Origin of the sequence: Citrobacter europaeus (assembly GCF_037482245.1) — a bacterium.
In the GTDB taxonomy this organism is placed as follows: domain Bacteria; phylum Pseudomonadota; class Gammaproteobacteria; order Enterobacterales; family Enterobacteriaceae; genus Citrobacter; species Citrobacter europaeus.
The window spans coordinates 3356165-3381423 of the sequence record NZ_CP148084.1 but is presented as its reverse complement, the minus strand read 5'-3'; the positions used below and the strand labels follow the sequence as shown (position 1 = coordinate 3381423).

Below are 25259 nucleotides of genomic sequence, written 5' to 3'. Positions count from 1 at the left end.
TTTTTCGTGTCAGGTATGTGCTTAGTTCAGACGAACCGGCATACCTGAACGGTTCTGAACCGCCTGCTCAACGACGGCCTGATCGACGTCAGACTGACCGGTGATGCTGGTAATGCTCTTGTTCAGCGTAATCGGTACGATTTCCCCGCCCTCAAACTGTGCTTCAGTAGTAGACAGTGGGTTATGTACCTCGATGTAACGGCTGCCGTCTGGTTCGGTAGTGGCTTTTACCGGCTCATCGATAAACTGTACGCGGGTGCCGACTGGTACATTTTCAAACAGGAATTTGATGTCATCGTTACGCAGACGCACGCAACCGTGGCTGACGCGTAAGCCGACGCCGAAGTTAGCATTGGTGCCGTGGATGGCATACAGACGACCAATATACAGCGCGTACAGACCCATCGGGTTATCCGGACCTGCTGGAACAACGGCTGGCAGCGGTTCACCCGCAGCGCGGTATTCCGCATGCATTTTCGCCGTTGGCGTCCAGGTTGGACCCGCTTTTTTACGTTCTACTTTAGTAGTCCAGTTGATTGGCGTGTCTTTGCCCAACTGGCCGATACCAATCGGCAGAACAATAACGGTGTTGGTGCCTTTCGGGTAATAGTACAGGCGCATTTCAGCGCTGTTGATAACAATACCTTCATGCACGGTATCCGGCAGGATCAACTGCTGAGGAATGTTCAGCACCGTGCCGCCTTTCGGCAGGAAGGTATCCACGCCCGGGTTGGCTTCCAGCATGTTAGACAGACCCATCTGATACTCCGCCGCAAAATATTCCAGCGGTTGGGTGTTGCCTTCAGGAATCGTGATGACCTGGTTTTGCCCAATTAAACGGCTGCCATCGGTAGGCAGCGGGTACGTGACGGCAGAAGCTGTGTTACAAAAACCAACTATTGCGAGTGCCGCCGCGAAAAGCGTTGTTAATTTCATATTCATGTTCATGTGTGCGAGATTCAGTGCCAGGCAGGCTAGTGGGTTGAGATTTATGTAGTGTTGGGCACGCATTATATGTGCAATCTGAGCAACAAGGAATTCGGATGTGTACTAAATCACATTTTTTTCCTTTTACTCTCATTTTAGCCCTTCAGCATCAGGGGGCGATCTTATTGCGGACTTATGGCATAATAAGCGGTTTGTCACATATTTCTTTCTCTTTCAGGATACGCCAGTGTTAGTTTCCAGCAACGTCACCATGCAGTTCGGCAGTAAGCCGCTGTTTGAAAATATTTCCGTCAAATTTGGCGGCGGCAACCGTTACGGCCTGATTGGCGCGAACGGTAGCGGTAAATCTACTTTTATGAAAATTCTCGGCGGCGACCTCGAACCGACGCTGGGCAACGTTTCCCTCGATCCGAACGAGCGCATCGGTAAGCTGCGTCAGGATCAGTTCGCCTTTGAAGAGTTCACCGTGCTTGATACCGTGATCATGGGTCACGGCGAACTGTGGGAAGTGAAGCAGGAGCGCGATCGCATTTACGCCCTGGCTGAGATGAGCGAAGAAGATGGCTACAAAGTTGCTGACCTTGAAGTTCAGTACGGCGAAATGGACGGCTACTCTGCGGAAGCGCGTGCGGGTGAACTGCTGCTGGGCGTCGGTATTCCGGTAGAACAGCATTACGGCCCGATGAGCGAAGTCGCGCCCGGCTGGAAGCTGCGTGTGCTTCTGGCGCAGGCGCTGTTCTCTAACCCGGACATTCTGCTGCTCGACGAACCAACGAACAACCTGGATATCGACACCATCCGCTGGCTGGAGCAGACGCTGAACGAGCGTGACAGCACCATGATCATCATTTCGCACGACCGTCACTTCCTGAACATGGTCTGCACGCACATGGCGGATCTGGACTACGGTGAACTGCGCGTTTATCCGGGTAACTACGACGAATACATGACGGCGGCAACCCAGGCGCGTGAACGTCTGCTGGCTGATAACGCCAAGAAGAAAGCACAGATTGCCGATCTGCAATCCTTCGTCAGCCGCTTTAGCGCCAACGCGTCTAAATCTCGACAGGCGACTTCTCGTGCGCGTCAGATTGATAAGATTAAGCTCGACGAAGTGAAAGCGTCCAGCCGTCAGAACCCGTTCATTCGCTTCGAACAGGATAAGAAACTGTTCCGTAACGCGCTGGAAGTGGAAGCGCTGGCGAAAGGTTTTGATGAAGGCCCGCTGTTTAAAAACTTCAATCTGCTGCTGGAAGTGGGGGAGAAGGTTGCCATCATTGGCGCCAACGGCGTGGGTAAATCCACCATGCTGAAAACGTTAGTTGGCGATTTGCAGCCGGACAACGGTACCGTTAAGTGGTCTGAAAACGCCCAGGTCGGTTACTACGCGCAGGATCATGAATACGAGTTCGAAAACGATCTGACCGTTTTCGAATGGATGAGCCAGTGGAAACAAGAAGGCGATGATGAGCAGGTTGTGCGCAGCTTCCTTGGCCGTCTGCTGTTCAGCCAGGACGATATCAAGAAACCTGCGAAAGTGCTCTCCGGTGGTGAAAAAGGCCGCATGCTGTTCGGTAAACTGATGATGCAGAAACCGAATATCCTGGTCATGGATGAACCAACCAACCACCTGGATATGGAATCTATCGAGTCGCTGAATATGGCGCTGGAAATGTACCAGGGCACGCTGATCTTCGTTTCTCACGACCGTGAGTTTGTCAGCTCGCTGGCCACCCGCGTGATTGAAATTACGCCGGAACGCGTGATCGACTTCACCGGTAACTACGAAGATTATCTGCGTAGTAAAGGCGTCGAATAAGTCTCTTCCCCCCGCACTTTTCTGAAAAAAAGTTCTGCTGATTAATCTTAGCCACAATTGTGGCTAAGATACTTTCCATAACGACCTACATAAGGAAATGAGTCAGATGGAACCGCTTTCTTTAGCTAATCTTAAATTAAAATTACTGAGTTTAAACAGCAGCAACGAGCATCCTTTCATTTTACGTGAAGATGGTGATGATATTGTTGCATCCTGGAATATCGTTGATGCTAAGTGGATAGATTATTTCAGTCAACACGGATTGCAGCAACAATATGAGCTAAGACTGTTTTTCAATGAAAGTAAAAAGCAGATTAGCTATCGGGAAAAAAAGACCGATGTGGAGTGGGATGCAGATTTGGGTGGGTTCAAAATGAGCAAATCTGTCCAGGTCGGGAAGAGTCTTGAGTTTTCTGCAGGGGGCTCCTGGGGTAAAAAAGAAGATGGTAGCTTCGGTAAAATTGATGGCTATAAATTTATATCAACGGAAATTACTGACCCTATTTTTGATATGGCTCGTGAAGCGGGTTGGCAGATTCGTGGTTTGTTAGCAGACAAGAAGAAAAGGAAATTTGTTATAGCGGGGGCGGTGATTGCCGCACTGATTGTTTTTATTGGCCTGGGCTCTTTCCTTTTTTCTACAATGGGTGATTTGAAGGATGCTGCGCGAACAGAGATAGACTTGCTCCGTAATGGACAATATGTTCAGGCTTATCAGGCAAGCTCCTCTTCTCTGCAAAGAAAAATGAACAACGAGGACTTTAAGCTTGTAACTGAGTCTATTCATTTTGATGATATTAGTGATTACAGTTTCGATAGCTTCAACGTAGAAAATAATGTTGGTTCTTTGTCTGGAAGCGTTGAGTTTAAAAACGGGGAGTCTGGTGAAATTAACGTTACTATGCTCAAAGAAAATGATAAATGGAAACTGGCGGCAGTTTCAGTAGAATAAAAAATATCCGGTTTTTATCATTTAGTGAAGAAAACCGGACTGTTTAAAAGTGATGCAAGGGGAAGGGTTATTCCATCCCCAACGCGCGTTTACCGTGGATATTCAAATCCTCCAGCGTGAAGCGTCCTTCCCAGTTAGTTTCATAATCCTCACGCGGGAAATCACCCGGCGACGCGCCTTTTTCCAGTGCGGCTTTCACTTTGTGGGCATAAGCCAGATTCTTTTCGCACATTGGTGCGGCAGGAATGTACATCACGTTGCCCCAGCCCTGCTGATTTTCCACCGGGGCGACGGAGTGAATCACGTCGCAATGCCACCAGACGGAGTCTCCGGCGTCCAGTTGCGGAATGCTGGTCAACGCCTCAATCAGTAGCGGATGCCATTGTGTGGAAATCGGCAGGACTCTGCCGGGCGCGACGCCGCAAAGTTCATCTTCCGGCACATCATCAAGCAATGGGCGTAACAGCACATATGCCATCGCTTCAGGAATAGGGACCACGTGCAGCAATCCCTGACCCGGCAGCATATCGGACAGTGCAGTCCAGCCCTGGAAGGTACGGAAGACCGAACATTTGGTGGTGTTATCCACCGTGTACTCTTCTACCTCGGTGCGATGCGCCGCCTGCCATGGATCATAATCTTCCAGCTTACCATTGAAAACATTAGCAAAGACCTGCTGATACGCCGGAAGAAGCCAGCGCTCCAGCGCGCCGGAATCCGTATGAGCGCCCAGCCCTTTAGACGTGGTTCCCGGCGGGCGACGGCGTATCCGGTCAGGGTAGATAACGCTGACATCCGGGTTAAACCATTGCTTACCTGCGCTTGAAAATGTCCAAAGACGATTAAGGAAAGACTGTGCATTGGCCATTTCTTCACTCTGACGGGCCTGCATCTGCGCCTGGGACCAGTAGATGGGGTAGATTTCAGGCCGCGATGCGCTCAGGGTACCAAAGAAATTATCGCCCGGTCCTTTATAGACATCGTCAAAATGGTTGCGGTCCAGATAGTCCAGCATTGACCGATCCCAATCGAGGGCCTGTTCTCGAGGGAAATGGCCTTTAATCACCGCGCATCCGCGACGCTTAATTTCTTCACGCTGCTCTGCACTTACGCGACCCGCGTTGATATCTGCATAAGACACCACGGGCCAAACCGGGGAGCCTTGCGCTTTGAGGGCGTTGATTTCCGCCACGCGATTGGCAATGGCATCGCTCAACTGATTGAAAATCAACTGAACATCTCCAAGCTGTTCACGCAGTTGCTGTTTCATCTGCCGGATTGTCGCTTTGTGATCGGCGGGCAACGTGTCGCTGGTAAAAGTAAAAGTCATATCCACCTCACATTAACTTTCATTCGAAACTAATTTAACTTACAGATGATAATATAAGTTAAAATTTAGTTAACGCAAGTTTAATTAATGGTGCTCTGACCGGCTGGGACGATGCTGCATTGTCCGAATTGCAGGGAGTTATGAGTATTACGCGTAAAAACGTTAGCCTGGCGTAAGTGGGGTTCTTTATAATTTGATTCGCAACTGATTCGACCGCTAAAAAATAGGGCGCAAGGACACAGCACGATTTCAAGGAAAATTGCTATGGAAAGAAAAGGAATTCTTTACCTCTTTACCGTCCCGGTGAGCCTCTTTTTTTATGCGCTTTGGCTGTGTTGGCGCGTGGGGGATGCTCCCATTAGTGATAACGTGGAGATGTTTCGCTGGGCGTTGGCCTGGTCGGCAATATTACTTACGGGTGGTGCGCTGCTGGTTGTTGGCACCGCAATTTGCGTATGCACAACCAGTGCACGCGCTTCGCATCATTCTCAGACCATCCTGATTAACAAATTTACGCTCTGTCGACGCCTGCTGCCTGTCTTGATGGTGGGGGAAATAGTGGCTTGCGGTCTGGCGACCATATGTTTGGTGTTATCGGAAGTTATCTGGACTCTCTCGCATATTGGCGGAGCCGGGGGCTTCAAGCTTGTGGTGATACTCCTGCTCGCCGTCGGCGTCATTTTCTGGATGTTAATAAAAAGCCTGGCCTCCATCAAAAGATGCTTTGCAATTTTTAAGCAAGAAGATACGGATAGCTACGGGATAAATATCACAGAGGCCTGCAATCCGATGTTATGGCGTTGGGTTCGCGATCTCACCGAGCGTGGTCGACTCACCGTACCCGATAACATTGTGGTGGGTTTTTTTGAATGCTTTTACGTCACGGCCAATGCCGTAAACACTGTCGATGGTGAACGTCTGACGGGGAATACCCTCTATTTGCCGCTAACCTATATGGCGCTACTGGATGAAAACGAAGTCGCCGCCGTGATTGGTCATGAACTGGGGCATTTTACCGGGGAAGATACCCAGTACAGCCTACGTTTTGCTCCACTGTATGCTGGTATAGAAAATAGCCTTGAGCATATGGCAAATAGTTCACAGGGTTTTTCCTGGCTGGACCGCATAGTACTGCGTCCCTCTTTGGATATGGGCGTCTGGTTTTTACAGTCGTTTCACGAGACGGTGAGTTACTGGAGCCGAGTTCGTGAACATGCGGCTGATAGTATGGGCGCTGAGGTCTCTTCTCCTATGGCAATGGCTTCGGCGTTATTGCGTATGTCGGTACTTGATGAACCGGTTTCCCGGTTTCTCGACGACATGATTCGCAAACAGATTGTTAGCGATTGCTGGCTTGCCAGTCTGGTGACTGCATTGCAAAGCGTTAACCCATTTGAGTTGCATAACGCTATCGACAGTGAAATTGCGCATCCAATGGATAGCCATCCTACGACGCGAGCTCGCATTGCTCTACTGGCAGTAGAACTGGATGATCAGCTTCAGACACGAGCTGTGCGGCCGGTTACGGCAAGTGACGGTGATTTTATTCGTAAATTGTTCAGCGATGTGGATGCTTTATGTTCGTCACTTACGCAAAAGCTATTGGGCCACATTGTTCCACAACGTGAGGCGTATCGTCAGGCGCTTGAAACTGAGGCCGTTCTGGCAACGGAGTCGGTTGCACTGTGGACCAGCAAAAAAGAACCATGGTATATGATTGTGCTGGGTTTTTTGATGTTGCTGGGGGGAGGGTATTTAGTTCTGTTCTGCACCGTCAGTGCATGGTTCTGGATGCTTCCCTTCGCAGGTACTGCCTCAGGGATACTGGGGGTCATCACATTACGACGAACGCGGCAGCCGCTGTTAGTGTTCACGTCGGACAGCATTACCAGCTCCTGGCTACCTCAACCATTACCGCTAAAATACGTTTCTAATGGTGAATTGACGATCGTCTCCAGTTCATTGACCATCAAGCTCTTCCTGAATGAAGAGTATCAACCCAACGTCACCACAAAGCGGTTTATGCAGGCGATTCGTTTTAATCCTCGGCAGCATGCGATTATAATTGTGGTGTCCGGCAGCCTGCTACGCCAGCAGGAAATGAAAAAGGTTAAGCTGGATGCGCAAGCCTTGATGACGCTTATCGGCCAATACATTGGCTCAGCCCACGCGCGGGCTGAGTTAGCGGATTTCTGAGCATAGTAAAAACCGGAGCCAGCACTCCGGTTATCTGTCAGACGTTAAAAGGCGAAGTGTTATCCAGCACCGCCTGAATCACGTTCAGCGCGCCCTGATGGTTGTTGTCGTCGGTCTGATAGCGAGCAATCGCTTTGATACTCTCTGCAGCGTTGGCCATAGCGAAAGAGTAGCGTGCCATTTTCAGCATTTCCGCGTCATTACCGCTATCGCCAATCGCGACCACGTTTTGCGGTGACAGGTTCCAGCGCTTTAGCAGACGGCTGATCCCGTTGGCTTTATGTAAACCAGGAATGATCAGGTCGATAAACCCAAAGCCGCTGGTAACGGGCTTCATAATACCGTCAAGGGCTGAATGAAGGTGATCGATAACTAATGGGATCTGTTGGTCAGGTAGATTTAGCGAGAACTTGAACAGTACATCGTCGATGTCCTGATAATCCTTCACGGGTTTCAGGCGATGATAGTGTTTTGACATCAACGCGACAAAGGACTCTGGGGCATTTTCGCTAACGTAGGCGCTTTGCAGGCCGCAAGCCACAAAATTGAGATGCTTATCTTTTAGCAGTTCGCCAATGACAATGCGGGATTCGTGGCGGGTTAGCTCACCGTGAAACAGCTGTTTGCCATGTTCAAAGACTAACGCCCCGTTCTCGGCGACAAAAGAAATCTCATCTTTGAGCTCCGGGAAAAAAGAGATCAACTGGTAATACTGGTTGCCGCTGGCCACGACAAATTCGATATCTCGTTTTTTTAGTTCCTGATACTGCGCCATAAAACGTGCACGATCGTATTGCTTGGCATCGTCGAGAAAAGTTCCGTCCATATCGGTGACGATAACTTTGATGGTCATATTTGCTCCTGGCTTATAACTGCAACCAGAAACATTCTAATAACAATGTGACCTGTGGCACAAATTTAATTTCGAATGAAAGTAAAAGGCCGGGTGACAGCTTCGCCTTACCCGGCTAAGGGGAGAGATGAAGGCCCGGTAAGCGCAGCGTCACCGGGCGGGGGTTTTACAACATGTGTTCAGTACGGGCGATGATATCGTCCTGCGCATCCGGAGACAGCGCGGTGAAGAAGGCGGAATAACCTGCTACACGGACCACCAGGTCGCGGTACTGATCCGGGTGTTTTTTGGCTTCCAGCAGCGTTTCACGCGAGACAATGTTGTACTGAATATGCCAGCCTTTGTGCTCTTCAAAGAAGGTACGCAGCAGGATCATCAGCTTTTGCTTATCGGATTCATTCTCCAGCGTGGCCGGGTTCAGTTTCTGATTTAACAACACGCCGCCGAGGATTGAACCGGTCGGCAGTTTTCCCACCGAGCCAATTACCGCCGTTGGGCCGAGATGGTCCGTCCCGGAGGCCGGACTTGCGCCTTCCGCCAGCGGGGTGTGCGCCTTACGGCCATCCGGCGTTGCCATGGTTGCCGCGCCAAACGGCACGTTTGCGGAGATAGACGAGGTGCCGGCGTAGTAATTGCCGCCAACCGGACCGCGACCATAACGTGGATTATGATACTGTTTCAGTTCACTGATATAGGTCTGATAAGCGCGGGCCAGCAGCGTATCAACGCTATCGTCATCGTTGCCGTATTTCGGCGCGCCGTTGATCAGTCGCTGGCGTAATTGCTCATGGGTCAGACCGTCAAAATCGTCGGCCAGCGCGGCGGCCAGCTGTTGCTGACCGATAGCACCTTGTTCAAAGACCAGTTTCTTCACAGCCGCCAGACTGTTGCCGAGGTTGGCGATACCCACTTGCAAACCTGATACCCAGTCATACTTAGCACCGCCTTGCTTAATGCTTTTCGCGCGCTCGATGCAGTCGTCTACCAGCGCGGAGCAGAGAATATCATGTACATTCTCTTCCAGCATGGTGTCGACGACATACTCGATTTCGATAGATTTACGCGTGTAGTAGCGAATCTGCGCATCCCAGGCGTCCATCACTTCGTCGAAATTGTTGAAGTTACCGGCTGAGAGCGCTTTTTCCTGTGGCAGGAAGACTTTGCCGCTGGTGGCATCACGACCACCTTCCAGCGCCGCCAGCATTACGCGGGCAAAGTTAATAAAGCTCATGCCGGTGCAGCGGTAGCCCCATTTGCCGCCAACGGCGGTTTCGATGCAACCAATAGCTGCATAGTCATAGGCGTCCTGCGGTTCAATGCCAAGCTTAATGAATTCCGGGATGACGATTTCATCGTTGTTAAAGGCTGGCATCCCGAAGCCGCAGCGGATCACCTGCACGCAGGCATCCAGGAAGTCATTACTCATCCCTGCGTGATAACGCACGCTCAGGTTGGGCTGCGTAGAACGCAGTCGGCCGCAGGATTCCAGAATCGCGTAGGAGAGCGGGTTGACGGCATCCATCGCCTGACCGTTAACCAGATTCTGTCCACCAATGGTCACGTTCTGATACAGCGGGCTGCCCGCCGATGCTTTGGAGTGGGAACCGGAGCGGATTTTGTTCACTTCCAGCAGCTTCAGCCAGCAGCTGTGCAGCAGCTCAATAGCGTGCTCGCGATCGAGGCTCAGGTTCAGTTCTACGTCACGACGATAGAACGGATAGAGATACTGATCCATACGACCAAACGACACCGAGTGACCGTTAGATTCAATTTGCAGGATCAACTGAATGAAATAGCACAACTGCAGCGCCTGCCAGAACGTTTTTGGCGGCTCATGGGCGATCACATCGCAGTTTTCCGCAATGGTCAGCAGTTCATCACGACGGCTGGCGCGAGTTTCTGTGGACGCCATTTTACGTGCCAGCATGGCAAAGCGCTCAATGTGCAGGCTGACGGCCTCCAGCACGATATCTATCGCTTTCAGGAACTGATCGCCATGGAGGTCTTCCAGACATGTCAGATTGATGCGGGAACGACGTTCATCGACTTTGTGGCGTAGGCCGTCGAGACCTTTTTCCAGCAGCAGCGGGAAGTTTACCGCCAGGTGTGCGTCGCCGGAGGTCATGTTACCTTCGGCTTTGATAATACCGGTTTCCAGCAGCCCTTTCTGTTCGTCGGTAAACATCCCGTAGCAGCGATCCTGCACGGTCTGACCACGCCACCACGGACACACCTCGTGCAACACACGTTTATTCTCCTCGCTTACCGAGAAGCCTGCGCCCGGCCTATCGGCGAGGTCGTCGATCTCTTTTTCAATCCAGGAGACGGTGTATTCCGGGAAGATAGGCGCAGCACGTACTTCACTCGCCTGGTTGCCAACGATCAGCTCGTCATGCTTAATCCAGATGGTACGTTCCGCCAGATGATGGGCCAGCGCCAGCGCGCGGCGAACCGGGATGGGTTTATCCAGATGCTGTTGGTACATCTCGGTATAGTGCTGGGCGCGCTCGGTACAAACCGGCGGCTTTACGATGTGGATCAGGGCCGTTTTATGCGCTTTGATACGGTCGCTGAGTGTGTCCAGTTTCAGTGTGGTCATGGCGATTATCCTCGTAGGGTCGCGGTTAAACCTTTAAGGCTGGCGTACTGCTGGGCAAATTCGAGCAGTGCAGGCGCATCAAGCGGTTTATCCGGTGCGTTGTAGGGTTGACTGAGTAAGTGGTATTTGTTGATGCCCAGGGTGTGGTAGGGCAAAAAATGGATCTCACCGACGTGAAGCTCGTCGGCGGCAAAATCGGTAATGGCTTGAATAGCGGCTTCGTTAGCGTTGAATCCCTGAATCAGCGGTACGCGGATGATCATTTTTTTACCAGCGGCGGCCAGTTTTTTTAGATTTTCCAGTACGCGAGAGGCACGCCCATCGGTCCACTGTTTAAACGGGGCGTCGGCCACATGTTTTAAATCGGCCAGGAACAGATCGACGTCAGGTAATGACGGTTCAATATACTTCCACGGAACATGCAGACACGTTTCTACCGCCGTATGAATGCCGGCATCGTGGCTGGCTTTGAGCAACGCTGCCGCCAGTTCTGGCTGCATAAACGGTTCACCGCCGGATAAGGTGAGGCCCCCTCCGCTGCGGTCGTAAAACGGTTTGTCACGCATTACGGTCGCCATGATCTCGTCCACACTTTTTATCTCTCCGCAGACGGTCAGTGCCTGCGTCGGACAGCAGTGGGTCAACGCGGTAAGCGCGTCATCGGTCAGTTTTTCGCGATGAATCAGCAATCCGCTTAGCGCCCGTTCAATCACCTCCGGTGCTGCCTGAGCACAAAGATCGCAACCCTCGAGGCACAAACGCGCGTCATAGAGCAGATCCTGCGTGCGGGCGCGGCTTTCCGGATTCTGGCACCACCGACAGCCCAGGGAGCATCCCTTAAGGAACACCACGGTACGGATCCCGGGACCATCATGCGTGGAATAGCGCTGGATATTGAAAATCATAAGCGGCCTCTTTTCTTTCGTATAAAGATTAAATTACTTTCGAATGAAAGTTATATTGACGTGCGTCAACTAACTGTGAGGTTTCGCCGTGCTACCTTTTATCCATGCAATTATTCGTTTGAGGAAAGGTTATGGAACTCTATTTAGATACGTCTGACGTTGCCGCGGTAAAAGCGCTGGCGCGTGTTTTTCCGCTGGCAGGGGTGACCACTAACCCAAGCATTGTGGCGGCAGGTAAGCAGACGCTGGAGGTGTTACTGCCGCAACTGCAGGAGGCGATGGGAGGGCAAGGACGACTGTTTGCTCAGGTAATGGCGACCACCGCCGAAGGTATGGTCAGCGATGCGCGTAAACTGCGGGCAATCATCGCGGATATCGTAGTTAAAGTGCCGGTGACGGCAGAAGGTCTGACGGCCATTAAATTGCTGAAAGAAGAGGGCATCCCGACGCTGGGTACCGCCGTATACGGCGCCGCTCAAGGGCTATTCGCTGCGCTGGCGGGGGCGGAATACGTGGCGCCCTACGTTAACCGCGTGGATGCGCAGGGGGGAGACGGCATTCAGACGGTGAACGATCTGCAGGCCTTATTGAAAATGCATGCCCCACACGCCAAAGTCCTGGCAGCCAGTTTCAAAACACCGCGTCAGGCGCTGGATTGCCTACTGGCGGGTTGCGAGTCCATCACGCTGCCGCTGGATGTCGCTCAGCAGATGATTAGCTCTCCGGCCGTTGATGCTGCCGTAGCGAAGTTCGAGCACGACTGGCAGAATGCATTCGGTCGTACATCGATCTGATGCTGTTGCCGGGTGGCGCTAACGCTTACCTGGCCTACGTTCGAGCCGTTGTAGGTCGGGTAAGCGTTAGCGCCACCCGACTTTATTACCGACTACAAACCTCACACCCCGGGTTACGCATCAGCTTCATTTCGCGAAACTGGCAGGTCATGGCGTCGTACATGACGATTTTTCCCGACGCCGGTTTACCGTAGTTTGCCAGCAGCTTAATGGCCTCCATCGCTTGTAATGAGCCGATCACGCCGATCAGCGGGGCCATCACTCCGGCCTCGACGCAGGTCAGGGCATTTTCACCGAACAGACGGCTCAGGCAGCGGTAGCAGGGCTCCCCTTCCTGATACGTAAATACGGTAATTTGTCCTTCCATGCGTATTGCCGCCCCGGAAACCAGCGGAACCTTTGCGCTAAAGCATCCGACATTCAGCTGATTGCGGATACTGACGTTATCCGTACAGTCCAGCACCAAATCGTGCCCGGCAATAAGCGCGTGAATCTCGCTATCTTCCAGCAGCGCATTCACCGGCGTAATGGCGATGTATGGATTAATCCGCGTCAGTGCGTCGCGGGCGGAGAGCACCTTTGGCTGTCCAACGGTCGCATCGCTGTGCAGTGTCTGGCGCTGGAGGTTCGACACGGAGACCGTGTCAAAGTCGAGCAGGGTTAAATGCCCGACGCCAGCGCCCGCAAGGTACTGGGTTGCTGCACATCCCAGTCCCCCCAGACCAACGACCAGTACCCGCGCCTCCTTGAGCGCTTCCTGACCTTCGAAATCGAAGCCGCGCAAAATGATTTGCCGGTTATAGCGCATCATCTCCTGGTCGCTGAGTTCCGCCATTACAGGCCTCCAAACAGTGCGTTAAACGGCTCGACCTCAACCCATTCTCCGGCTTCGACGTTACCGCGATCGCGCTCCAGTACGATAAAGCAGTTGCCCATGCTAAAGGAGCTAAAAATATGCGAGCCCTGATGTCCGGTGGTGGTGACTTCCAGTTCGCCTTCTGCGGTGCGCTGCAACACACCGCGCTGAAAATCCAGACGGCCAGGCGTTTTCTTCAGGCGTGATGCGGTACGTACGCGCTGGCGCGCAGGCAGCCCGCAGGCGGTGTTGCCGCTGAGTTTTGCCAGCAGCGGTTGTACCAGTTGATAAAAGGTGAGGGCCGCAGACACCGGGTTACCCGGCAGGCCGCAAAACCAACTGTTGCTCAGTTTGCCAAAGGCGAACGGTTTGCCCGGTTTGATGGCCAGCTTCCAGAAGGCAATTTCTCCCAGCTCTTCCAGAATGGTTTTGGTGTAATCCGCTTCGCCTACGGAAACGCCGCCGGAGCTGATGACGACATCGGCCTGGCTGTCGGCTTCGATAAACGCGGCGCGTAGCGCGTTGGGATCGTCGCGAATGATCCCCAGGTTGATCACTTCACAGCCCAACTGCTGCAGCATCAGGTGAACGGTCAGACGGTTGGTGTCATAAATCTGTCCGTCTCCCAGCGGCTGACCCGGCAACTGCAGCTCATCGCCTGTAGAGAACAACGCCACGCGGACTTTACGCACAACGGGGACTTCGGCAATACCGAGCGAAGCCAGCACGGGAAGCTCGGCGGTGGTCAGGCGCGTCCCGGAGGGAAACACCACAGCGCCATTGGCAATATCTTCGCCGCGCAAACGAATATTTTGTCCGCTGCGGACCTCGGCGGTAAAACGCACACCGTCGTCGGTTTGTTCCGTTTGCTCCTGCATCACCACCGCGTCACAACCGACAGGCACCGGGGCGCCAGTCATAATGCGGATGCAGGTTCCCGCAGGCCACTCGCCATGGAAAGGCTGACCGGCAAAAGCTTTGCCTGCCACAGCCAGAGGCTGGTCAGACTGTAAATCGGCTAATCGCACCGCATAGCCATCCATTGCCGAGTTATCGAATCCCGGCACATCGATCGGGGAGACGACATCGGTGGCCAGAATGCGGCCAAAGCATTGAACCAGCGGCAGCGTTTCAACAGCGGTAAGCGGGGTAATACGCGACAGCATCTGAGAGAGAGCCGTTTCAAGCGGCATCAGTCCGGCGGTAAATTCCATGAGAAGACTCCTGCGGGGCAAAATCGAATCCGCTCATTATGTCAGAAAATGGACGCGGACAGTATGCCACCTCAGTCTTAGGTGCTGGCCTTTACCTTTACATGACGTCTGCATCTTTCTATATTCAAAAATCGAATCAATAAGTCACAGAAATTCTGATATTTATAACCCCGGTATCTGCCACCTGATGGACGAAAAAAATGGGTAAAGCAGTCATTGCAATTCACGGCGGCGCAGGGGCTATCACCCGTTCGCAACTGAGCCAGGAGCAAGAGTTGCGTTATATACAGGCGCTGTCGGATATCGTTGAAACCGGCCAGCGGATGCTTGAGGACGGTCGTAACGCACTGGATGTAGTGACCGAAGCCGTGCGCTTGCTGGAAGAGTGTCCGTTGTTTAATGCCGGAATTGGCGCGGTATATACCCGTGATGAAACCCATGAACTGGACGCCTGCGTGATGGACGGTAATACGCTGAATGCGGGAGCCGTCGCCGGGGTCAGTCATCTGAGAAATCCGATTCTCGCGGCGCGCCTGGTGATGGAACACAGCCCGCACGTCATGATGATCGGTGAAGGGGCTGAAAAATTTGCCATTGCGCACGGTATGGAGCACGTATCGGCGGATATTTTCTCGACGCCAGAACGCTATGCTCAACTGCTGGCGGCGCAAGCGGCAGGTGAAACGCTACTGGATCATAGCGCGAGCCCACTGGATGAAAACACCAAAATGGGTACCGTGGGGGCGGTCGCGCTGGATATGTATGGCAATCTGGCGGCGGCAACATCGACCGGCGGAATGACCAACAAATTACCCGGTCGGGTGGGGGACAGTCCACTGGTCGGCGCAGGCTGTTATGCCAATAATGCAAGTGTGGCTGTCTCCTGCACCGGAACTGGGGAAGTCTTTATTCGTGCGCTGGCGGCCTATGATATTGCGGCGTTGATGGACTACGGCGGCCTGAGTTTATCGGAGGCGTGTGAACGCGTAGTAATGGAAAAATTACCGGCGCTCGGCGGCAGCGGCGGTTTAATTGCCATCGACCACGAGGGCAACGTCGCCCTGCCATTTAACAGCGAAGGCATGTACCGCGCCTGGGGATACGCAGGCGATACGCCAACCACCGGTATTTATCGGGAAAAAGGAGATACCGTTGCCACACAGTGATGAGCTTGACGCCAGCGACGTGCTGGCAGTCAACAATCTGAATATTGCCTTTGAACAGGAGCAGCAGCGCGTCAGTGCGGTGCGCAATCTGTCATTTCGCCTGAAGCGTGGCGAAACGCTGGCGATCGTGGGCGAATCCGGTTCAGGAAAATCGGTAACAGCCTTGTCGCTGATGCGTCTGATTGAACAGGCAGGCGGCGAGGTGAGTTGCGATGAAATGCTGCTACGACGCCGTAACCGACAGGTTATTGAGCTGGGTGAGCAGAGCGCGTCGCAGATGCGTCACGTACGCGGCGCGGATATCGCCATGATCTTCCAGGAGCCGATGACATCGCTCAATCCGGTATTCACCGTGGGTGAGCAGATTGCCGAGTCAATCCGTTTGCATCAGGGGGCCAGTCACGAAGAGGCGATGGTGGAAGCTAAACGGATGCTCGATCAGGTCCGTATCCCTGAGGCGAAGGCGATTTTATCGCGTTATCCGCACCAGCTTTCCGGCGGCATGCGTCAGCGGGTGATGATCGCCATGGCGCTGTCTTGTCGCCCTGCGGTTTTAATTGCCGATGAGCCGACCACCGCGCTGGATGTCACTATCCAGGCGCAGATCCTGCAACTGATAAAAGTGTTGCAGCAGGATATGTCGATGGGCGTGATTTTTATTACTCACGATATGGGCGTCGTGGCGGATATTGCCGATCGCGTGCTGGTGATGTATCAGGGTGAGGCGGTAGAAACCGGCAGCGTTGAGCAGATTTTTCATTCTCCCCAGCACCCCTATACCAAAGCGCTGTTGGCCGCGGTGCCGCAGCTTGGCGCGATGTGTGGACAAGAGTATCCGCGCCGTTTCCCACTTATATCATTACACGATCCCAGTCATGTAGAACCGCAGACCGAGCAGGACACCGTGGTTGAAGGCGAGCCTATTCTGCAGGTACGTAATCTGGTAACGCGTTTTCCTTTGCGCAGCGGCATTCTTAATCGGGTGACTCGCGAGGTGCATGCGGTTGAAAACGTCAGCTTCGACCTGTGGCCAGGAGAAACGCTCTCGCTGGTGGGGGAGTCGGGTTGCGGGAAATCCACCACCGGGCGGGCGCTACTGCGTCTGGTAGAGTCTCAGCGTGGAGAAATCATCTTCAACGGCCAGCGTATCGATACCCTGGCCGCCAGTAAGCTACAGCCGCTGCGTCGGGATATTCAGTTTATCTTCCAGGACCCCTATGCTTCGCTCGATCCGCGTCAGACCGTAGGATATTCCATTTTAGAGCCGTTGCGCGTGCATGGATTACTGCAAGGGGATGCGGCGGCAAAACGAGTTGCCTGGCTGCTGGAGCGCGTAGGATTGCTCCCTGAGCATGCCTGGCGCTATCCGCACGAGTTTTCCGGTGGTCAGCGTCAGCGTATCTGCATTGCCCGGGCGCTGGCGCTCAATCCCAAGGTGATCATTGCCGATGAATCCGTTTCGGCGCTGGATGTCTCGATTCGCGGGCAAATTATCAACCTGTTGCTCGACCTCCAGCGTGAGCTGGGGATTGCATACCTGTTTATTTCCCACGATATGGCGGTGGTGGAGCGGATCAGTCACCGTGTGGCGGTAATGTACCTTGGGCAGATTGTCGAGATCGGCTCCCGGCGCGCGGTGTTTGAAAATCCGCAGCACCCATACACCCGCAAACTGATGGCGGCGGTCCCGGTTGCCGATCCATCGCATCACCGGCCCCAGCGCGTGCTGTTGTCGGATGATATCCCCAGTAATATCCGCAAACGCGGCGAAGAGATTCCCCCCGTTTCACTACAGTTAGTTGGCCCGGGGCATTATGTCGCGCGTGGGCAACCAGAAAATGCGCTTTCGCGTTTATAACAGGCAGGCAGGGTTTAAGGAGAATAACATGACAAAAATTGTTGCTCGAAAATGGCTGGTTGCTGTGGGTGTGGCCTCTGCGCTGGCCGCAACACCTGGCTGGGCCGCCAAGGATGTGGTGGTGGCGGTAGGATCTAATTTCACCACGCTCGACCCCTACGACGCGAACGACACGCTGTCGCAGGCGGTAGCGAAGTCGTTTTATCAGGGGCTGTTTGGCCTTGATAAAGAGATGAAGCTGAAAAACGTGCTGGCGGAGAGCTATACGGTTTCTGATGATGGCCTGACTTACACCCTTAAGCTGCGTCAGGGCGTGAAGTTTCAGGATGGCACTGACTTCAACGCCGATGCGGTTAAAGCTAACCTCGACCGGGCCAGTAATCCGGAAAACCATCTGAAACGTTACAATCTGTATAAGAATATCGATAAAACCGAAGTCGTCGATCCGTCGACGGTGAAGATTACGCTCAAACAGCCGTTCTCTGCCTTTATCAATATTCTGGCGCATCCGGCAACGGCGATGATTTCTCCCGCCGCGCTGGAGAAATACGGTAAGGAGATAGGTTTCCACCCAGTGGGGACCGGGCCGTACCAGCTTGATACCTGGAATCAGACGGATTTTGTGAAGGTTAAGAAGTTCGTGGGCTACTGGCAGCAAGGGCTGCCAAAGCTGGATACGATTACATGGCGTCCAGTGACCGACAACAACACGCGTGCGGCCATGCTGCAGACCGGGGAAGCGCAGTTTGCTTTCCCGATCCCTTACGAGCAGGCGGCGTTACTGGCGAAGAACAAAAACCTGGAACTGGTGGCCAGTCCGTCTATCATGCAGCGTTATATCAGCATGAACGTCACGCAAAAACCGTTCGATAACCCGAAGGTACGTGAGGCGCTGAATTATGCCATCAACCGTCAGGCGCTGGTTAAAGTCGCTTTTGCCGGGTACGCGACGCCTGCCACCGGTGTTCTCCCGCCATCGATTGCCTATGCGCAAAGCTATACGCCATGGCCATACGACCCGGCGAAAGCGCGGGAACTGCTGAAAGAAGCTGGTTATCCGAACGGTTTTACCACCACGTTATGGTCTTCGCATAACCACAGTACGGCGCAGAAAGTGCTGCAATTTACCCAGCAGCAGCTGGCGCAGGTGGGTATTAAGGCTCAGGTAACAGCGATGGATGCCGGACAACGCGCCGCGGAAGTTGAAGGAAAAGCGCAGAAAGAGAGCGGAGTACGGATGTTCTACACCGGCTGGTCTGCGTCTACAGGTGAAGCTGACTGGGCGTTGTCACCGCTGTTTGCATCACAAAACTGGCCGCCGACTCTGTTTAATACGGCGTTCTACAGCAACAAGCAGGTGGACAGTGATTTAGCGGCAGCGTTGCAAACCAACGATCCTGCGCAGAAAGCGAAGCTGTACAAGGATGCGCAGGATACTATCTGGAAAGAGTCGCCGTGGATCCCGCTGGTAGTGGAAAAACTGATTTCGGCGCACAGCACCAGGTTGACCGGGTTCTGGATTATGCCGGATACCGGATTTAGCTTTGATGATGCGGATTTAAAATAAGCTATTCATTCGGCCCCGCAGCCCAGGGGCCGACGAAGGGAGTGTGATGCTTAACTATGTTTTCAAGCGCCTGCTGGGGTTGATTCCAACTCTGTTGATTGTTGCGGTGCTGGTGTTTTTATTTGTTCACCTGCTACCCGGCGATCCGGCCCGGCTGATTGCCGGACCGGAAGCTGACGCCGAGGTGATTGAACTGGTGCGCAAGCAACTGGGTCTGGACCAGCCGCTGCATGTTCAGTTCTGGCATTACATGACCAATGTATTGCAAGGCGATTTTGGGACCTCGATGGTTTCTCGTCGCCCTGTTTCAGAAGAGATAGCCAGTCGTTTTATGCCATCGCTATGGCTGACTATTGCCAGTATGGCGTGGGCGGTGTTATTTGGCATGACGGCAGGGATTATTGCCGCGGTATGGCGCAATCGCTGGCCGGACAGATTGAGTATGACGCTGGCGGTCACCGGGATCTCGTTCCCGGCATTTGCGCTTGGCATGCTGCTCATGCAGATATTCTCCGTTGAGCTCGGTTGGTTACCCACCGTTGGTGCTGACACCTGGCTGCACTATATCCTCCCGTCTATTACGCTGGGCGCGGCGGTGGCTGCGGTGCTGGCCCGGTTTACCCGCGCGTCGTTTGTCGATGTGCTCAGTGAAGATTATATGCGGACCGCGCGGGCTAAAGGAGTGAGTGAAACCTGGGTGGTGTTAAAACATGGTCTGCGTAATGCGATGATCCCGGTGGTCACCATGATGGGGCTACAGTTTGGCTTTTTGCTCGGCGGATCTATTGTGGTTGAGAAGGTATTCAACTGGCCAGGGCTTGGGCGGCTGTTGGTGGACTCAGTTGAAATGCGCGACTACCCGGTGATTCAAGCCGAGGTGCTGTTGTTTTCTCTGGAGTTTATTCTTATTAACTTAGTGGTGGATGTGCTCTACGCCGCCATTAATCCGGCTATCAGGTACAAGTAAGGATGCGATTTTTTAACTGGCGCCGACAGGCGATTTTAAATGCGATGCCCCTTGTTAAGCCTGAGCAGATCCGCACGCCGTGGCATGAATTCTGGCGTCGTTTCCGCCGTCAGCGCATGGCGATGTTTGCGGGACTGTTTGTCCTGTTGCTGATAGCGGTGGCGATTTTTGCGCGCTGGCTGACGCCATTTGATGCCGAGAACTACTTCGATTATGACCGTCTGAATGACGGACCGTCGATGCTGCACTGGTTTGGGGTTGACTCACTGGGACGGGATATCTTTAGCCGCGTGCTGGTTGGCGCGCAAATCTCGCTGGCGGCAGGGGTCTTTGCCGTGTTTATTGGTGCGGCGATTGGCACGGTGTTGGGTCTGCTGGCAGGATACTATGAAGGCTGGTGGGACAGACTGATTATGCGTATCTGCGACGTGCTGTTCGCTTTTCCGGGGATTTTGCTGGCGATAGCCGTCGTCGCCGTGTTGGGCAGCGGCATTGCGAACGTGATCATTGCCGTGGCCGTTTTCTCCATTCCTGCCTTCGCACGCCTGGTGCGCGGAAATACGCTGGTGCTGAAGCAGCAGACCTTTATTGAGTCTGCGCGCAGTATTGGCGCCAGCGATGCGACCATCATTTTTAACCATATCCTGCCGGGTACGGTTTCATCGATCGTGGTCTTTTTTACCATGCGAATTGGCACGTCGATTATCTCTGCCGCGAGCTTGTCATTTCTGGGATTGGGCGCGCAGCCGCCGACCCCGGAGTGGGGGGCCATGCTCAATGAAGCACGCGCTGATATGGTGATCGCGCCGCACGTGGCGATTTTCCCCGCAGTGGCGATATTCCTGACAGTGCTGGCGTTTAACCTGCTGGGAGATGGTCTGCGCGACGCGCTGGACCCGAAAATTAAAGGGTAAATCACAGGCCTGATAAGACGCATTAGCATCGTCATCAGGCCTTACCGGATGCGGCGAAACGCCTAATCCGGTCTGCAGTTGGCTTACGCTTATTTAAACGCGGGTGCCCCACAGATCGTATTCATCTGCGTTTTCGACTTTCACGCGGATGATATCGCCAGGTTTCACCTTAGTTTCGCCATTCAGGTATACCGCGCCGTCGATTTCCGGGGCGTCAGCCATACTGCGACCAATCGCGCCTTCTTCGTCAACTTCATCAACGATAACCAGAATTTCGCGGCCCACTTTCTCCTGCAAGCGTTCAGCAGAGATCTGCTGTTGCAACTGCATAAAGCGGTTCCAGCGTTCTTCTTTCACCTCTTCCGGGATTTGGTCCGGAAGATCATTGGCGCCAGCGCCTTCTACCGGGCTGTATTTAAAGCAGCCCACGCGATCCAGACGTGCTTCCTTCAGGAAGTCGAGCAGCATCTGGAAGTCTTCTTCCGTTTCACCCGGGAAACCGACAATGAAGGTGGAGCGCAGCGTCAGTTCAGGGCAGATTTCACGCCACTGCTTGATGCGCGCCAGCTGTCTGTCCACGGAACCTGGGCGTTTCATCAGTTTAAGAATACGCGGGCTGGCATGCTGCAGCGGGATGTCCAGATACGGCAGAATTTTCCCTTCCGCCATCAGTGGGATCACGTCATCAACGTGCGGGTAGGGATAGACGTAATGCAAACGCGTCCAGATCCCCAGTTTTGATAACTGCTCGCACAGATCAACCATGCTGGTTTTGACCGGCTCGCCGTTATGGAAACCGGTGCGATGCTTCACATCCACGCCGTAGGCGGAGGTATCCTGAGAAATGACCAGGATCTCTTTTACGCCTGCATCCACCAGACGTTTGGCTTCGCTGAGGACGTCGCCAATCGGGCGGCTCACCAGATCGCCACGCATCGACGGAATAATGCAGAACGTGCAGCGGTGGTTGCAGCCTTCAGAAATTTTCAGATAGGCATAATGGCGCGGAGTCAGCTTGACCCCCTGCTCAGGAACCAGACTCTGGAACGGGTTGTGCTTAGGTTTTGGCACATAGTGGTGAACGTGCTCCAGAACCTGTTCGTAGCTGTGCGGCCCGGTGATTTCCAGCACCTTTGGGTGAACTTCACGGATCTGATCGACTTTCGCGCCCAGACAGCCGGTGACGATCACCTTGCCGTTTTCGTTCAGCGCTTCGCCGATTGCTTCCAGAGACTCCTGAACCGCGCTGTCGATAAAACCGCAGGTGTTAACGATAACCATATCCGCGTCGTCGTAGCTTGGCACAACATCATAGCCTTCGGTACGAAGTTCGGTCAGGATGCGCTCAGAATCGACGAGGTTTTTCGGACAACCTAGTGATATAAAACCAATTTTTGCCATTTTCTTATACTGTACATTGCTCGTAATCGGGCGATTATACAGATGCCTTCACGGTACATCTATATCTGATCAGCATAAGGCCGGGAGAATAAGGACCAATACCCAGAAATAGTGGATCGGTTAGCGGAAGGTGTTTAGCGAGTCTAATTTCGGCTTTAAGTGCCACTTCTTGGCTGTAGAAATTAATTATCGTAAATTTTATCTCGTCGAGCGTTATTAATGAGGTTAAATTTGAAAGATATTGTTTTGCAGTCGAAACTTGAAATGGCGAAAACTCTTTATGCTAATGGTGTGAGTTTATATTATATCTCACTTGCCACGGGCTTAAGTTGGCGCGTATTAATGGCAGAATTAACGTTTATCGCCAGTCATGAAATTATTCGACAAAAAACTGACGCTCGCAAACCCAGAGTTTAAATAATTCATCTGTCTATTACCCATCCTGCAAAATTTGAAAGGTAACGTTAATATGTATATTTCGCCACTGCCGCTTGCGACGGACTCTGATGTTGATAAACTGAGAGACGATATTGCTAATAAGCTCTTATTTACTATTGGCAAAGATCCCGCCATCGCGACGAAGCGGGAGTGGCTTAACGCGACGTTATATGCGGTTCGCGATCGAATGGTCGAGCGTTGGCACCGTTCTAATCGGGCTCAATTCTCTCAGGATGCACGCCAGGTTTATTATCTGTCGATGGAGTTTTTAATTGGCCGTACGCTGTCGAATGCGCTGCTGTCGTTAGGTATTTACGATGAAATCAGAAGCGCGCTGGAGGCAATGGGACTTGAACTGGAAGAGTTGATTGACGAAGAAAACGATCCCGGACTTGGGAATGGCGGTCTTGGTCGTCTGGCGGCTTGTTTCCTTGATTCTCTGGCAACGCTTGGCCTGCCGGGATGTGGATACGGCATTCGCTATAACTACGGTATGTTTAAACAAAATATCGTCAACGGCGTACAAAAAGAGTCGCTGGACTATTGGTTAGAATACGGTAATCCGTGGGAATTCAAACGTCATAATACACATTATAAAGTGCGTTTTGGTGGGCGACTGCAACAAGAAGGGAATAAAACCCGCTGGCTTGAAACTGAAGATATTCTGGCGGTGGCCCATGACCAAATTATTCCCGGCTATGCGACGGATACCACCAACACATTACGGTTGTGGAACGTTCAGGTAAATAGTGAGGTTAATGCAGGCAAACTAAATCAGCAGGAAGACTTTGCTACGGAAGTGGAAAACAAATACCACTTTGATCGGATCTCGCGAGTACTGTACCCGGATGATTCGACCGATGCAGGACGTGAGCTGCGTTTACGCCAGGCCTATTTCCTGGCATCGGCTACGATTCAGGACATCCTGAGCCGTCATTATCAGTTGCACCGCACATACGATAATCTGTGCGATAAAATCGCGATTCACCTCAATGATACGCATCCAGTGCTGGCGATCCCTGAGCTGATGCGTTTGCTGATTGATCATCACCAGTTTAGTTGGGATAACGCGTTTGACGTGACCTGTCAGATTTTTTCTTATACCAACCATACATTGATGAGTGAGGCGCTGGAAACCTGGCCGGTAGAAATGTTAAGTCGAATTTTGCCGCGTCATTTGCAGATTATTTTTGAGATAAACGATCGCTTCCTGAAGACGTTACAGGAGCGCTATCGCGATGACAGCGAACTGTTGCAGCGCGTATCGCTGATTGATGAATCTAATGGGCGCGTGGTGCGCATGGCCTGGCTGGCGGTGGTTGTCAGTCATAAGGTAAATGGCGTGTCGGCGTTGCATTCAAAGCTGATGACCGACTCCCTGTTTGCTGACTTTGCGCGTATCTTTCCTTTGCGTTTCACCAACGTAACCAACGGTGTTACGGCGCGGCGTTGGTTGGTGCTGGCAAACCCTGCGCTAGCCAATGTACTGGATGATAATATTGGTGAAAGCTGGCGGACCCAATTAATGCAATTAGGCGAGTTGAAGCAGTATATAGACTATCCGACGGTGAATGAGGCGGTACGCCGGGCGAAGCATGAAAATAAGCAGCGACTGGCGCAACATATTGCCAGCCATTACGGCGTGGTGGTGGATCCAAATGCGCTGTTTGATGTGCAGGTGAAACGTATTCACGAATACAAGCGGCAGCTTATGAATGTGCTTCACGTGATCACGCGCTATAACCGGATTAAAGCCGCGCCGGATGCCAATTGGGTTCCACGTGTCAATATTTTTGCCGGAAAAGCCGCCTCGTCTTACTATATGGCGAAGCAAATTATTCGCTTAATCAACGATGTGGCGCAGCTAGTTAATAATGACCCGCAAACAGGCGGCAAACTGAAGGTAGTCTTTATTCCGGATTACAGCGTTAGTCTTGCTCAGCTAATTATTCCGGCAGCCGATCTGTCAGAACAAATTTCCCTGGCTGGGACGGAAGCCTCCGGGACCAGCAATATGAAATTTGGTATGAATGGCGCGTTGACCATTGGCACGCTCGACGGTGCGAATATTGAAATGCGCGAATATGTTGGGGAAGATAATATCTTCATCTTTGGTAACACGGCTAATCAGGTTGAAGCCTTACGATGTGATGGCTATGACCCGCGACGGATCTTTGAAAGTGATGAAGAACTGCACCAGGCGCTGACGCAAATCGGTACAGGTATGTTCAGCCCGCAGGAGCCTGGACGTTACAGAGACGTGCTGGATTCATTGATCAACTTTGGTGACACCTACCAGGTGTTGGCGGATTACCGCAGCTATGTGAACTGCCAGGATGCGGTGGATGAGTTGTATCGAACTCCTCGCGAGTGGACGACAAAGACGATGCATAATATTGCCAACATGGGGTATTTCTCATCGGACAGAACGGTGCAGGAATATGCCGACCATATCTGGCGCATAGCTAAAATTCGCGTATAG

At 52.7% G+C, this 25259-nt stretch carries 19 protein-coding genes; 11 read left to right on the top strand and 8 right to left on the bottom strand.

Translation table 11 applies throughout. The features are described 5' to 3' along the window. Window positions 1-21 precede the first annotated feature (21 nt). A complete protein-coding gene (gene ldtB, locus WHR59_RS15995) occupies window positions 22-942 on the bottom strand; it encodes a L,D-transpeptidase (RefSeq protein ID WP_003035268.1) in 921 nt (306 codons plus the stop codon). Window positions 943-1174: 232 nt separating this feature from the next. Between ldtB and WHR59_RS15990 the strand changes: the two genes are divergently transcribed. Beyond that, a complete protein-coding gene (locus WHR59_RS15990; protein ID WP_047412459.1) occupies window positions 1175-2767 on the top strand; it encodes an ABC-F family ATPase in 1593 nt (530 codons plus the stop codon). Between the two features lie 97 nt (window positions 2768-2864). After that, on the top strand, window positions 2865-3719 hold the full coding sequence (locus tag WHR59_RS15985; protein ID WP_233614059.1) for a hypothetical protein: 855 nt from the start codon (window positions 2865-2867) through the stop codon (window positions 3717-3719). Between the two features lie 67 nt (window positions 3720-3786). Here WHR59_RS15985 and WHR59_RS15980 read toward each other — a convergent pair whose 3' ends face one another. Continuing rightward, a complete protein-coding gene (locus WHR59_RS15980) occupies window positions 3787-5049 on the bottom strand; it encodes a YbiU family protein (RefSeq protein ID WP_200007473.1) in 1263 nt (420 codons plus the stop codon). 264 nt (window positions 5050-5313) lie between these two features. Here WHR59_RS15980 and WHR59_RS15975 point away from each other — a divergent pair, with 264 nt between their 5' ends. Beyond that, a complete protein-coding gene (locus tag WHR59_RS15975) occupies window positions 5314-7245 on the top strand; it encodes a M48 family metallopeptidase (protein ID WP_338843292.1) in 1932 nt (643 codons plus the stop codon). A 37-nt stretch (window positions 7246-7282) separates the two neighbouring features. Here WHR59_RS15975 and WHR59_RS15970 read toward each other — a convergent pair whose 3' ends face one another. From WHR59_RS15970 to WHR59_RS15960, 3 genes are all read right to left on the bottom strand, one after another. Further along, the gene (locus WHR59_RS15970) at window positions 7283-8098 is read right to left on the bottom strand and encodes a Cof-type HAD-IIB family hydrolase (protein ID WP_043015703.1); all 816 of its coding nucleotides are present in this window, start codon (window positions 8096-8098) and stop codon (window positions 7283-7285) included. 166 nt (window positions 8099-8264) lie between these two features. Continuing rightward, window positions 8265-10697: a glycyl radical protein gene (locus tag WHR59_RS15965; protein ID WP_172862854.1), complete on the bottom strand. Its 2433-nt coding sequence runs from the start codon at window positions 10695-10697 to the stop codon at window positions 8265-8267. A gap of 5 nt (window positions 10698-10702) precedes the next feature. After that, window positions 10703-11602: a glycyl-radical enzyme activating protein gene (locus WHR59_RS15960; RefSeq protein WP_043015705.1), complete on the bottom strand. Its 900-nt coding sequence runs from the start codon at window positions 11600-11602 to the stop codon at window positions 10703-10705. A gap of 131 nt (window positions 11603-11733) precedes the next feature. On the opposite strand from WHR59_RS15960, the gene fsa reads away from it, so the two are divergent. Further along, window positions 11734-12396 carry a fructose-6-phosphate aldolase gene (gene fsa / locus WHR59_RS15955; protein WP_338843291.1) on the top strand — a complete coding sequence of 221 codons (663 nt, stop codon included), beginning with the start codon at window positions 11734-11736 and terminating at the stop codon, window positions 12394-12396. An 85-nt stretch (window positions 12397-12481) separates the two neighbouring features. On the opposite strand, the gene moeB is transcribed toward fsa, so the two are convergent. Together moeB and moeA are read right to left on the bottom strand one after the other, a co-directional pair. Next, on the bottom strand, window positions 12482-13231 hold the full coding sequence (gene moeB / locus WHR59_RS15950) for a molybdopterin-synthase adenylyltransferase MoeB (protein WP_338843290.1): 750 nt from the start codon (window positions 13229-13231) through the stop codon (window positions 12482-12484). Beyond that, window positions 13231-14466 carry a molybdopterin molybdotransferase MoeA gene (gene moeA / locus WHR59_RS15945; protein WP_043015708.1) on the bottom strand — a complete coding sequence of 412 codons (1236 nt, stop codon included), beginning with the start codon at window positions 14464-14466 and terminating at the stop codon, window positions 13231-13233. Before moeA ends, moeB begins: the two co-directional genes overlap by 1 nt. A gap of 200 nt (window positions 14467-14666) precedes the next feature. Here moeA and iaaA point away from each other — a divergent pair, with 200 nt between their 5' ends. The 5 genes from iaaA to gsiD are packed head-to-tail and all read left to right on the top strand — an operon-like array spanning window position 14667 to window position 20938. Next, a complete protein-coding gene (iaaA, locus tag WHR59_RS15940) occupies window positions 14667-15632 on the top strand; it encodes a beta-aspartyl-peptidase (RefSeq protein WP_080625514.1) in 966 nt (321 codons plus the stop codon). After that, window positions 15619-17490, top strand: a complete 1872-nt coding sequence (gene gsiA, locus WHR59_RS15935; protein ID WP_220771714.1) for a glutathione ABC transporter ATP-binding protein GsiA — start codon at window positions 15619-15621, stop codon at window positions 17488-17490. Before iaaA ends, gsiA begins: the two co-directional genes overlap by 14 nt. A 28-nt stretch (window positions 17491-17518) precedes the next feature. Then, window positions 17519-19057, top strand: a complete 1539-nt coding sequence (gsiB, locus tag WHR59_RS15930) for a glutathione ABC transporter substrate-binding protein GsiB (protein WP_043015711.1) — start codon at window positions 17519-17521, stop codon at window positions 19055-19057. A 46-nt stretch (window positions 19058-19103) separates the two neighbouring features. Continuing rightward, the gene (gene gsiC / locus WHR59_RS15925; RefSeq protein ID WP_032942797.1) at window positions 19104-20024 is read left to right on the top strand and encodes a glutathione ABC transporter permease GsiC; all 921 of its coding nucleotides are present in this window, start codon (window positions 19104-19106) and stop codon (window positions 20022-20024) included. Window positions 20025-20026: 2 nt separating this feature from the next. Then, window positions 20027-20938: a glutathione ABC transporter permease GsiD gene (gene gsiD / locus WHR59_RS15920; protein ID WP_043015712.1), complete on the top strand. Its 912-nt coding sequence runs from the start codon at window positions 20027-20029 to the stop codon at window positions 20936-20938. A gap of 93 nt (window positions 20939-21031) precedes the next feature. Here gsiD and rimO read toward each other — a convergent pair whose 3' ends face one another. Further along, on the bottom strand, window positions 21032-22339 hold the full coding sequence (gene rimO, locus WHR59_RS15915) for a 30S ribosomal protein S12 methylthiotransferase RimO (protein WP_003831616.1): 1308 nt from the start codon (window positions 22337-22339) through the stop codon (window positions 21032-21034). A gap of 231 nt (window positions 22340-22570) precedes the next feature. On the opposite strand from rimO, the gene WHR59_RS15910 reads away from it, so the two are divergent. Together WHR59_RS15910 and glgP are read left to right on the top strand one after the other, a co-directional pair. Further along, window positions 22571-22756: a glycine cleavage system protein T gene (locus WHR59_RS15910; RefSeq protein ID WP_226791845.1), complete on the top strand. Its 186-nt coding sequence runs from the start codon at window positions 22571-22573 to the stop codon at window positions 22754-22756. A gap of 52 nt (window positions 22757-22808) precedes the next feature. Further along, complete coding sequence (gene glgP, locus WHR59_RS15905) at window positions 22809-25259, top strand: glycogen phosphorylase (protein ID WP_338843289.1); 2451 nt, start codon at window positions 22809-22811, stop codon at window positions 25257-25259.

Excerpts from the sequence above, each read along its gene's own strand:
- ldtB (WP_003035268.1), bottom strand. The coding sequence starts at position 942 with ATGAATATGAAATTAACAACGCTTTTCGCGGCGGCACTCGCAATAGTT.
- WHR59_RS15985 (WP_233614059.1), top strand. The coding sequence starts at position 2,865 with ATGAGTCAGATGGAACCGCTTTCTTTAGCTAATCTTAAATTAAAATTA.
- WHR59_RS15980 (WP_200007473.1), bottom strand. The coding sequence starts at position 5,049 with ATGACTTTTACTTTTACCAGCGACACGTTGCCCGCCGATCACAAAGCG.
- WHR59_RS15975 (WP_338843292.1), top strand. The coding sequence starts at position 5,314 with ATGGAAAGAAAAGGAATTCTTTACCTCTTTACCGTCCCGGTGAGCCTC.
- WHR59_RS15970 (WP_043015703.1), bottom strand. The coding sequence starts at position 8,098 with ATGACCATCAAAGTTATCGTCACCGATATGGACGGAACTTTTCTCGAC.
- WHR59_RS15965 (WP_172862854.1), bottom strand. The coding sequence starts at position 10,697 with ATGACCACACTGAAACTGGACACACTCAGCGACCGTATCAAAGCGCAT.
- WHR59_RS15960 (WP_043015705.1), bottom strand. The coding sequence starts at position 11,602 with ATGATTTTCAATATCCAGCGCTATTCCACGCATGATGGTCCCGGGATC.
- fsa (WP_338843291.1), top strand. The coding sequence starts at position 11,734 with ATGGAACTCTATTTAGATACGTCTGACGTTGCCGCGGTAAAAGCGCTG.
- moeB (WP_338843290.1), bottom strand. The coding sequence starts at position 13,231 with ATGGCGGAACTCAGCGACCAGGAGATGATGCGCTATAACCGGCAAATC.
- moeA (WP_043015708.1), bottom strand. The coding sequence starts at position 14,466 with ATGGAATTTACCGCCGGACTGATGCCGCTTGAAACGGCTCTCTCTCAG.
- iaaA (WP_080625514.1), top strand. The coding sequence starts at position 14,667 with ATGGGTAAAGCAGTCATTGCAATTCACGGCGGCGCAGGGGCTATCACC.
- gsiB (WP_043015711.1), top strand. The coding sequence starts at position 17,519 with ATGACAAAAATTGTTGCTCGAAAATGGCTGGTTGCTGTGGGTGTGGCC.
- gsiC (WP_032942797.1), top strand. The coding sequence starts at position 19,104 with ATGCTTAACTATGTTTTCAAGCGCCTGCTGGGGTTGATTCCAACTCTG.
- gsiD (WP_043015712.1), top strand. The coding sequence starts at position 20,027 with ATGCGATTTTTTAACTGGCGCCGACAGGCGATTTTAAATGCGATGCCC.
- rimO (WP_003831616.1), bottom strand. The coding sequence starts at position 22,339 with ATGGCAAAAATTGGTTTTATATCACTAGGTTGTCCGAAAAACCTCGTC.
- glgP (WP_338843289.1), top strand. The coding sequence starts at position 22,809 with ATGTATATTTCGCCACTGCCGCTTGCGACGGACTCTGATGTTGATAAA.